The following is a 10,130-nucleotide window of genomic DNA, read 5'->3' as shown; positions in this document are numbered from 1 at the left end:
CCCGGTTACATTCCGAACCCGGAAGCTAAGCCTTTCAGCGCCGATGGTACTGCAGGGGGGACCCTGTGGGAGAGTAGGACGCCGCCGAACAAATTTTGAAACGCCTCAGTTCCCGAACCGTATGGTTCGGGGGCTGAGGCATTTTTGCGTTTAGGGTGCAGTCATGCGCTACGACCTCGTCATCTTCGACAACGACGGAGTGCTCGTCGACAGCGAGCCGCTCGCCAACCAAGTGCTGTCCGAGTACCTGACCGAACTGGGCCACCCCACCTCGTACGAGGAGTCCCTCCGCGACTACATGGGCTCCGCCGTCCACCGCGTCCACGACATCATCCGGGAGCGGACCGGCCGGCAGTTGCCGGCGGAGTTCGACGAGACGCTGCACGCCCGGACGTTCCATGTCTTCGAGCAGCAGCTCCAGCCGGTGAAGGGCGCGGCCGAACTGCTGGAGTACCTGGTCGCCGAGGGGGTCTCGTACTGCGTGGCGTCCTCGGGCACCCACGAGCGGATCAGTGTCGGGCAGCGCAAGGCCGGGCTCGACGAGTGGTTCGAGGAGGAGTGGATCTTCAGCGTGGACGACGTTGGCCAAGGCAAGCCGGCGCCCGACCTGTTCCTCCACGCCGCGCGGTCGATGGGGGTCGAGCCGGACCGGTGCGTCGTGATCGAGGACAGCCCGCTCGGGGTGGAGGCCGCCATCGCCGCGGGGATGGACGTATTCGGCTTCACCTCCATGACCCCCGCCGACCGGCTGTCCGCCGCGACCGCGGTCTTCACCGACCTGGGTGACCTCCCGCGTCTCCTGGCCTGAGCCGCCTCCGCGCCGGCCCGGGCCGGCCCTGACCCCGGCCTCGTACTCGACCCTGCCCCCAACTCCCGTAATTCGCTGTGTGATCCATCTACCCAGCGGTAGTCGCGGCCCGTACGCTCCCCGCCATGACTGCCCCCGCTGATTCAGTGGCGCGCCTGCGGCACGGCCGGCTGGCCCTGGCCGTCGGCTTCTTCGTGCAGGGCGCGGTGTTCGCGCTGCTCGTGACCCGAATCCCGGCCATTCAGGATCAGTACGGGATATCCGACGGGCTGCTGCCCGTCTTCCTGGCCGCCGTGCCGATCCTCGCGGGCGTCGGCAGTCTCGGCACGGAGCGTCTGGTGGCGCGGGCGCGGCCGAGCGTCGTGCTGCGCTGGGCGCAGCCCGTCGTGTGCCTCGCGCTTCTCGCCGCGGGCTCCGGCGACGCCGTGTGGGAGGCGGCGGTCGCCCTCGGGCTGTTCGGGCTGGCCGTGGGCGCTCTCGACGCGTCGATGAACATGCTCGGCGTGAGCCTCCAGCGGGCGTACGGGCGGAGCATCATGCTGGGGTTCCACGCCGCGTACAGCCTCGGCGGGATCATCGGGGCCTCGCTCGCCTGGGCCGGCGCCCACTGGCATCTCTCGCTCGCCGTCCTCTACGCGCCGCTCGTCGCCGTGGTGGTCCCCGCCGCCCTCGTCGCCAGCCGCTGGTACGTCGACCAGCGCCGCCCGGAGTCCGAGAGCCGCGAGAGTCGCAAGGGCTGCGAGGACCGCGAGAGCCACGAGGACTGCGAGAGTCGCGAGGGCCGAGAGAGAGCGGACACGAAGGGGACCCGGAAAGGGTCGCCGGCGGTCGCCATGCGGCTGTTGCTGCCGCTGTGCCTGGTCATGACCTTCGCCTATATAGGCGACTCGACCGTGTCCAACTGGAGCGCCAAGTACCTCCAGGACGTGCTGCACAGCTCGGAGCAGCTTTCGACGGTCCCGTACAACGTCTACATGGTGATGACCCTGCTCGGGCGGGCCGTCGGTGACCGCGGGGTGCGGCGGTTCGGGCCGGTGGCGGTCGTACGGGCCGGGGCGGTGGTGGCGGCGTGCGGCTTCGGGGCGGTCGCGGTCGCGCCCGGAGCGTGGGCCGGGATGCTCGGGTTCACGGCCCTCGGCCTCGGGCTGTGTGTGATCGTGCCGCAGACCTTCGCGGCGGCCGGGCGGCTGTTCCCCGGGGCGAGCGATATCGCCATCGCGCGGCTGAACATCTTCAACTATGTGGGCTTTCTGATCGGTTCCCCGCTCGTCGGTGCCTTGGGGGAGGCGTGGAGCTATCGAGGCGCGATGGCCGTACCGATGCTGCTGGTGCTTGCGACGCTCTTCTACGCCCACTCGTTCGGTTCCGCCGCCGACCGATACCGTGGCGGGCATGAGCGGCCGCGCACAGTTGATGTGGGATGAGGCAGTAACGGGCTACGACTTCGGCCCGGGGCACCCGATGGACCCGGTGCGGCTCGCGCTGACCATGCGGCTGATCGAGTCGTACGGGCTGCACCGCGAGGTCGACGTGGTGGCCGCGAAGTCCGCCGGCGACTCCACGCTGCGGCTCGTGCACCGGCAGGACTACGTGGACGCCGTGCGGCGGGTGTCGGCCGAGCCGGGCGCGGCCGACGGCACGTACGGGCTCGGGACCGTCGACGATCCGGCGTTCGCGGGGATGCACGAGGCGTCGGCGCTGATCGCCGGCCAGTCGGTGGGCGCGGCCGAGGCGGTGTGGCGCGGCGAGGCGCTGCACGCAGTGAACTTCACGGGCGGGCTGCACCACGCGATGCCGGGCGGCGCGTCCGGGTTCTGCGTCTACAACGACGCGGCGCTGGCGGTGGCGCGGCTCCTGGAGCTGGGGGCGCGCCGGGTCGCGTACGTGGATGTGGACGTGCACCACGGGGACGGGGTGCAGGCGGCCTTCTGGGAGGACCCGCGGGTGCTCACCATCTCGCTGCACGAGCACCCCAGCACGCTCTTCCCGCAGACCGGCTGGCCGCAGGAGACGGGGGCGGACGGCGCCGAGGGCTCGGCCGTCAACGTCGCGCTGCCGGCGGGGACCGGGGACGAGGGGTGGCTGCGGGCGTTCCACGCGGTGGTGCCGGAGCTGCTGGCGGCGTTCCGGCCCGATGTGCTGGTGACGCAGCACGGCGCCGACACGCACTTCGAGGACCCGCTGGCGCATCTGGCGGTGTCGCTGGACGCGCAGCGGATGGTGGCCGAGTCCTGCCACGCGCTGGCGCATGAGCACGCGGGCGGGCGCTGGGTGGCGCTGGGCGGCGGCGGGTACGCGGTGGTCGACGTGGTGCCGCGGACGTGGACGCATCTGGTGGGCATCGCGGCGGGGCGGGCGGTCCCGCCGGAGTCCCCGGTGCCGGACGAGTGGCGGCACGAGGTGTACCGGCGGACCCGCGAGTCGGCCCCGGCCCGTATGACGGACGGGCGGGCCCCTGGCTGGCGGGATTTCGTGGAGTCCGGATACGACCCCGCGGACCGGCTGGATCAGGCGATCCTCGCGACGCGGCGGGCGGTCTTCCCGGCGCATGGCCTGCTGCCGCTGCCATAGCCTCCGGCGGCGCCTTCTTCCAAGCCGGAAGCGCGCCCCGAAGCCCGCCCCCGGCGGCGGCCGTCCCGTCCCGTAGCGCATACTTTTGGTGATTTGCCCGCAGCGCGTCCGGCGGAGCCGCCACCATGGAGCCCGTGGTGAGTTCTCACGCCCTGCGCGCGCATCTCCTCGATGCCCGGCTGGCCGGCCCGGTGGCCACGAGCCGGGAGCGGAGTCTGCACCGCTACCGGCTCTTCGTGGCGCGGGACCCGCGCGCGCTGATCGGCTTGGAGCCCGAACGCGACTGGTCTCTTATCGAGTTACTTGGCCTTATGGGCGAGCAGTGCGGGGTTTCGGCCGATCCGGCACATACTTCTGGGCAGGATGTGATCGACCCCGACCGTACGGTGGCGGCCCTCGGTTCCTTCGCCGACCGGCTCGGCGCGGCGGCGAAGGATGGTGCCACCGTGCTGATCGGGACCGGCCACCCGCACCGGCTCCTGGGCTTCTACGCCTCGTTGGCGGCGGCCCTGTCGGCGGCGGGATGCACTGTCCTCACCCCGGCGCAGGGTCGAAGAGTCGACATGACGACCCGGTTCGGGGTACGTACGTACAACCTTGACTACGTACGGGGAGTCGCGATGGTGCGGGAACCCGGCGCGCGGGAGCCCGGTCGCACGCCGGGCGCACATACCCATTCCCCCCTCCCGATTCGTACCGCTCTGGCGGCCGCGGTAGACGCCCGGAGCGCCCTGCCCACCCTCGTCATCGGGGATCATGGATGGGTCTGCGGAGCAGGTCAGCTAGGCATTGAGGCCATCGGTCTGGCGGACACGGACGATCCGGCGCTGTTCGTCGGGCAGGCCGAGGGGCGGGTGTCCGTCGCCGTTCCGCTTGATGACACTGTGCGGTCTGATTACTACCGACCGCTTACTCGCTATGTACTCAATCGAGCGTGTCTGTCACAGTAGGCGGCCGATCGCTGCTCCTCTTCCCCACTCGTATCACCCGCCCCTAATCTGGGGAGTGAGCGCGCAGCGACGAGGAGTCACCGGAGGGGAAGCCGGTGCCCGTCATGTGCGGAAGGTTCAGGTGTGACATGGCTGCTGGCGAGAGGCCTCTGAACGAGGTCGTGTTCCTGACCGTGGCGGAAGTCGCCGCGGTGATGCGAGTGTCCAAGATGACCGTGTACCGCTTGGTGCACAGCGGTCATCTGCCGGCGATCCGGGTGGGCAGGTCCTTCCGGGTCCCAGAGCAGGCGGTGCACGAGTACCTCCGTGAGTCCTATGTGGGGGTGGAGACCGCCTAGGAGGCCGGCTGGGGGAGGCTTTTCTCCAGCGTGCGCCTCGACGGGTACCTCGGATTACGCCGATCGCTCGGTGCCGGGTAGGCTGGCCCGATGTAGGTAGTGTGGGCTCGGACGCCCCGCACCGAGTGATCGAAGTTAGCGAGGGTAGTCGTGGGCTCTGTTATCAAGAAGCGGCGCAAGCGGATGGCGAAGAAGAAGCACCGCAAGCTGCTCAAGCGCACGCGCGTTCAGCGTCGCAACAAGAAGTAAGCAGCGCCGCTGTGTACGTCCCGCAGCCCTTCCACCGCGTCCCGGTGGAAGGGCTGCGGTGTTGTGAGAGCGGGCCGGCGGCGCCGGCGTCCGGGGTGTCGTCCCACGGAGCGCGGCGTCGCTATGTGTGAACCCTTCGCTACGGCTTGAAATGTAGCTCCACGCATCGGGCGGTCATCACAGCGCAACAACGAGCCGCTACGGTGGCGGCCAAAGCTCCGCTCGTCGAGCGAGGTTTCGAGGGAAGGCGCTGATCTTGGGCAAGGTCGTGCTCGTCACCGGGGTCGCACGTCAACTGGGCGGCCGATTCGTACGGCGCGTCCTGCGGGAGCCCGACGTCGACCGGGTCATCGGCGTGGACGCCGTGCCGCCCGAGCACCACCTCGGCGGGGCCGATTTCGTACGGGCCGACATCCGGCACCCCACGATCGCCAAGGTCCTCGCCGAGCACGCCGTCGACACCGTCGTCCACATGGACGTCAACGGCACCCCGCTCGGCAAGCGCGGCGGCCGGACCCTGGTCAAGGAGACCAACGTCATCGGCACGATGCAGCTCCTCGGCGCCTGCCAGAAGGCGCCGGCCGTCAAGCGGCTCGTGATCAAGTCGAGCACCAGCGTGTACGGTTCCGCGCCCCGCGACCCCGCGATCTTCACCGAGACCACGCCGCCCAAGTCGCTGCCCAGCGGCGGCTTCGCCAAGGACACCGTCGAGGTCGAGGGGTACGTACGCGGGTTCGCGCGGCGCCGCCCCGACGTCGCCGTCTGCGTGCTGCGCTTCGCCAATGTGCTGGGCCCGTGCGCCGATTCGCCGCTCGCCGAGTACTTCGCGCTGCCCGTCCTGCCCACCGTGCTCGGCTTCGACCCCCGCCTCCAGTTCGTGCACGAGGACGACGCGATCGAGGTGCTGCGGATCGCCGCCGGCGAGCCGCGCCGCTCCACGCTCAACAGCGGCACCTTCAACATCGCCGGCGACGGCGTGCTGCTGCTTTCGCAGACCGCGCGCCGCCTCGGCCGCCCCACGCTCCCCTTCTTCCTGCCGACCGTCACCTGGATCGGCTCCGCGCTGCGCTCCCTCGGCATCAGCGACTTCTCGCCCGAGCAGATCCGGCTGCTGACGCACGGGCGGGTCGTCCAGACCACGCAGATGCGCGAGACACTGGGTTTTGAACCGAAATACACCACCGCGGAGGCGTTCGCGGACTACGCGCGCAGCCGCGGTCCGGGGCTGCTCCCGCCCGAGACCCTCGCCCGTACCGTCGACCGGATCGCCGCGGTGCTGCCTGGCGGCGGCGACCAGAATTGAGGAGCGCACCCAACATGGCGGACGCGAAGGTCATTCCGTTCGGCGAGGAACCGCGGTCCCGGCGCAGGGCGAAGCGCGCCGGGCGCGCGAGCGACCGGGCGGACGTCCCGCTGGCGCCCGTACCGCCCCGGCGGGAGGAAGATCCGGAGCCCGCCGACGAGACGCCGCGGCAGAACGGCGGCGGGGGCTGGGACCGGCGCATCGCGCACGGGCTGAGCTTTCTGCGCCGCCGGATCACGGGCGAGTACGAGGTCGACGAGTTCGGGTACGACGAGGAACTCACCGACCAGGTGATCATGTCGATGCTGCGCCCGTTCTACGACACGTACTTCCGGGTCGAGGTGAAGGGCGTCGAGAACATCCCGTCCGAGGGCGGGGCGCTGATCGTCGCCAACCACTCCGGCACCCTGCCGCTCGACGCCCTGATGCTCCAGGCCGCAGTGCATGACGAGCACCCCGCCGGGCGCCATCTGCGGATGCTGGCCGCCGATCTCGTCTTCGTACTGCCGGTGGTCAACGAGCTGGCGCGGAAGGCCGGGCACACCCTCGCGTGCGCGGAGGACGCGCAGCGGCTGCTGGAGCGCGGCGAAGTGGTGGGGGTGATGCCGGAGGGGTTCAAGGGGATAGGGAAGCCGTTCTCCGACCGGTACAAGCTCCAGCGCTTCGGGCGGGGCGGGTTCGTCTCGACGGCGCTGCGCGCGAGGGTGCCGATCGTGCCGTGCTCGATCGTCGGCGCCGAGGAGATCTATCCGATGATCGGCAACGCGCGGACCCTCGCGCGGCTGCTCGGCCTGCCGTACTTCCCGCTCACGCCGACGTTCCCGTGGCTCGGGCCGCTGGGCGCGGTGCCGCTGCCGACGAAGTGGACGATCCAGTTCGGGGAGCCGATCGCGACGGACGGCTATCCGCCGGAGGCCGCGGACGACCCGATGCTGATGTTCAACTTGACGGACCAGGTGCGGGAAACGATTCAGCACACCCTGTACAAGCTGCTGGTGCAGCGGCGTTCGGTGTTCTTCTAGGGGCCTCCCCCACCTCGATCTCCTCGGCGGGCGCGGCGGACATGCCGGAGGCGGGAGGCCCGACCGGACCTCCCGCCTCCGCTGTGACGCGCCTACTTCCCGTCGTCGCCCTCGATGCCGAGGCCCGGGAGGAGCCCCGGCAGCAGCGGCGGGATCGTGATGTCCGGCTTGCCGCTGGACTTGCCCTCCTTGCCGTCCTCGCCGTGGGACGGGGCCGGGCTGCGGCTGTGGTCCTTGGCGGGCGGGTCGAGCAGGCCCGTGCCGCCGAGGAGGCCGCTGTCCTCGCTCTTCTCCGCCGACGAGGACGGCGACGGCCGGTGCCGGGCGTCGTCCGGGCCGTTGGCGGACTGCGTCGGCCGCGGGGAGGGCGTCGGATGGTCCGGCTGCTCCGGCGCGGCGTGCCGGGGGGCGCCCTGCCGGTTCGGCGAACCGTGCTGGTCCGAGGTCTTCGGGAGCAGCGACCGCAGCGGGCCGACCTCCTCGTCTATGGCGTCGAAGACCGAACTCACCTGGTCGCGCACGTCGGTGAGCTGGAGCGGCAGCCGCTCGCGCAACTGCTGCCAGCCCTCGCGGTGCGAGGTGGTGAAGGAGGACAGGGCCCTGATCGGATTGAGCGAGCCGTCGCGCTCGTACGCCTCGTGGAGCAGCCGGTGGCCCTCGGAGGCGTCGAAGTGCATGCCGGACAGCACCTTGCGGACCTCGCTGAGCGACTCGTGATCGAGGTCGCCGAGGCGGCCGCGCTCCAGGAGGCGCCGGGCCTCCTGCATCCGCGTGGACGCCTGGTCGAGGTAGATCTGGCCGCGGTCCGAGTCACCGCCGGCCAGGCCCAGCTTGAAGTCCTCCATGCCGCGCTTGAGTCCGTACAGCGAATCGCCGGGCAGGGCGTTGTTGCTCGCCGCGGCGACGCCGCCGAACGCGCCCGCCGCCACCCCTACCGTGAGTCCGCCGGCGGCGAGCCCCTTGGACCAGCGGGAGCGCGGCCGCAGCCTGCTCAGCGGGCTCGCCCGGTGCGCTCCCTTCGGGGAGCGCTGCTCGGGGACTTGGGCGGCGCCCTCCGCGAACTGCGCCTCCATGGCAGCGATCAACCGCGCGCGCTGCACGATTTTGACTTCGGGGTCCAATTCCGGTGCCGGTAGCTCGCCGAGCCCGCTCGCCAGGGCCAGCAGCCGATTCCGCTCGGCGTGCTCCGCCGATGGATCGGACTGCTCGGCCGTTGCACCCTGGAGATCCTGCTCTTCCAGGGACTGGGCGAAGGCGTTCGCCCGCCGGTGCGCCGATACGTTCGCGATCACAGGCGGCACCTCCTCTCGTCATGACGGTCGACTCCCCAGGACACCTGGAAGGTTGCACGCCTTGAGCGCGTCCACTCGATCGAGTGAGTGGCTGCGGGCATGGCGTGACCGCAGGGAGCCTGCATCCCGCACAACGAGCGGCGCGGCACTCGGGTTACGCGGTCCGGATGATCTGACCGCAGGTGAGGGGGCGGATACCGAGGGTCAGCGGGCGTCGTCCGGCAGCAGCCGGGCGAGGGTTCGTACGGCACGGTATTGGAGGGTCTTGATGGCGCCCTCGTTCTTCCCCATGACGCGGGCGGTCTCGGCGACCGACAGGCCCTGGAGGAAGCGGAGGGTCACGCACTCCTGCTGCTGCGGGTTGAGCTTGCGCACCGCTTCCAGCAGTGCGGCGTTGGAGAGGGATTCGAGGACGGAGTCCTCCGGGCTGCGCTCGACCTCGTTGGCGTCGAGCATCTCGCCGGTGGTCACTTCGAGCCGGAACCGCGACGACTTGAAGTGGTCGGCGACGAGGTTGCGGGCGATGGTCACCAGCCAGGCGCCGAAGTCGCGGCCCTGCCAGGTGAACGTGCCGATGCGGCGCAGGGCGCGCAGGAACGTCTCGCTGGTGAGGTCCTCGGCGGTGGCCCGGCCGCCGACGCGGTAGTAGATGTAGCGGTAGACGGTGTCGGAGTACTGGTCGTAGAGGCGGCCGAAGGCGTCGGCCTCTCCGGCCTGGGCGCGCTCGACCAGGTCCATCATGCGAGCGCTGTCGCTGTCGGCGGTCGGGCGGCGGGGGGTGGCGGTGGACGTGCCGGAGCCGGTACGTCCGCGGGTGCGTCTGCCGACGGCCGTGGTGCTTTCGGCCATGGCGTAGCAGGGGCCGGCGGGACCGCCGGCGGGGGCGAGCGGGGCAAGGGCGGGGACGGCGTACGCGGTGGGGACGAAGCCGCGCAGGCGGTCGATGACCGTCGCGCGGAGCGTAGCCAGGCCCGAGGCGTCAACCCCGACGTGTGGGTACACGGGACTCCCAGAGGCAGAGCTTCCATCACGTGCAGTACGGGACCATTCACTCGTCGTAGGGACGTGCGGGTACCGGTTTGCGTCTGAGGAGGATAACGCTTCGTATAGGCGACGCTACACCCAGTTGCTCAAATCATCGTTTACGTCCGGTCTGTTGCCGGTTAACGACCGATCAAGTGTCGAACGCGTGGCTGTTATTGATCGGAGTGGAGCGTGGGCTGATTGGTTGGCTGGCGTGTTGTGGCAAGCCGGGCATAAGGGGACTGGCGGGGGCCGTGTGGGGGCGAAACCGGGGGATTGGCCTGGGGGTGACGGTGGCTACGCCGGGCGACGGGGTTTGTGCCGCGTTGTTCTTGGGGCGCCGGCCCCCTCGGCGGGTCCTCAAGCGCCGGACGGGCTGGGGCGGGCTGGTGTTTCGTGGGCTGGCCCGGCCCGGTGGACGCCGGGGCTCTGCCGGTCCTCATGCGCCGGACGGCTGGGGTGGGCGCGTTTGTGGGCCCGCCCCGGCCCGGTGGACGCCGGGGCTCTGCCAGTCCTCAAGCGCCGGACGGCTGGGGGCGCGGTCGTGGGCCTGCCCGGCCCGGTGGACGCCGGG

General features: G+C 70.8%; 10 protein-coding genes and 1 rRNA gene. 9 read left to right on the top strand and 2 right to left on the bottom strand.

Annotation, left to right across the window (positions count from 1 at the left end):
- The 9 genes from rrf to IF55_RS14485 form a co-directional block, all read left to right on the top strand.
- Positions 1-90 (top strand): 5S ribosomal RNA (gene rrf, locus IF55_RS14520); the annotation flags it as partial.
- Positions 91-163: 73 nt separating this feature from the next.
- Positions 164-808 carry an HAD family hydrolase gene (locus IF55_RS14515; protein WP_030883384.1) on the top strand — a complete coding sequence of 215 codons (645 nt, stop codon included), beginning with the start codon at positions 164-166 and terminating at the stop codon, positions 806-808.
- Between the two features lie 125 nt (positions 809-933).
- Positions 934-2,232 carry an MFS transporter gene (locus tag IF55_RS14510; RefSeq protein ID WP_030883381.1) on the top strand — a complete coding sequence of 433 codons (1,299 nt, stop codon included), beginning with the start codon at positions 934-936 and terminating at the stop codon, positions 2,230-2,232.
- Positions 2,201-3,379 carry an acetoin utilization protein AcuC gene (locus IF55_RS14505; RefSeq protein WP_030883380.1) on the top strand — a complete coding sequence of 393 codons (1,179 nt, stop codon included), beginning with the start codon at positions 2,201-2,203 and terminating at the stop codon, positions 3,377-3,379. Before IF55_RS14510 ends, IF55_RS14505 begins: the two co-directional genes overlap by 32 nt.
- Before the next feature lie 134 nt (positions 3,380-3,513).
- Positions 3,514-4,329, top strand: coding sequence for a phosphatase (locus tag IF55_RS14500; protein ID WP_030883379.1), 816 nt, complete (start codon positions 3,514-3,516; stop codon positions 4,327-4,329).
- 128 nt (positions 4,330-4,457) lie between these two features.
- Positions 4,458-4,667 carry a helix-turn-helix domain-containing protein gene (locus IF55_RS14495; protein WP_067299677.1) on the top strand — a complete coding sequence of 70 codons (210 nt, stop codon included), beginning with the start codon at positions 4,458-4,460 and terminating at the stop codon, positions 4,665-4,667.
- Positions 4,668-4,817: 150 nt separating this feature from the next.
- Entirely contained in the window at positions 4,818-4,916 is a 99-nt protein-coding gene (locus IF55_RS37150) for a 30S ribosomal protein bS22 (protein WP_003948845.1), read from the top strand.
- Positions 4,917-5,172: 256 nt separating this feature from the next.
- Positions 5,173-6,219, top strand: coding sequence for an NAD-dependent epimerase/dehydratase family protein (locus tag IF55_RS14490; protein WP_030883375.1), 1,047 nt, complete (start codon positions 5,173-5,175; stop codon positions 6,217-6,219).
- Between the two features lie 14 nt (positions 6,220-6,233).
- On the top strand, positions 6,234-7,241 hold the full coding sequence (locus tag IF55_RS14485) for a lysophospholipid acyltransferase family protein (protein WP_030883372.1): 1,008 nt from the start codon (positions 6,234-6,236) through the stop codon (positions 7,239-7,241).
- 92 nt (positions 7,242-7,333) lie between these two features.
- Here the strand turns inward: IF55_RS14485 and IF55_RS14480 are convergent, their stop codons facing one another.
- On the bottom strand, positions 7,334-8,533 hold the full coding sequence (locus tag IF55_RS14480) for a DUF5667 domain-containing protein (protein ID WP_030883370.1): 1,200 nt from the start codon (positions 8,531-8,533) through the stop codon (positions 7,334-7,336).
- 204 nt (positions 8,534-8,737) lie between these two features.
- A complete protein-coding gene (locus IF55_RS14475) occupies positions 8,738-9,535 on the bottom strand; it encodes an ECF subfamily RNA polymerase sigma factor, BldN family (protein ID WP_030883369.1) in 798 nt (265 codons plus the stop codon).
- Positions 9,536-10,130 lie beyond the last annotated feature (595 nt).

The sequence above is a fragment of the Streptomyces varsoviensis genome (genome assembly GCF_000718635.1).
In the GTDB taxonomy this organism is placed as follows: Bacteria; Actinomycetota; Actinomycetes; order Streptomycetales; family Streptomycetaceae; genus Streptomyces; species Streptomyces varsoviensis.
Note: the sequence above shows the minus strand (reverse complement) of the source record. Positions and strands in the feature narration are given on the sequence as shown.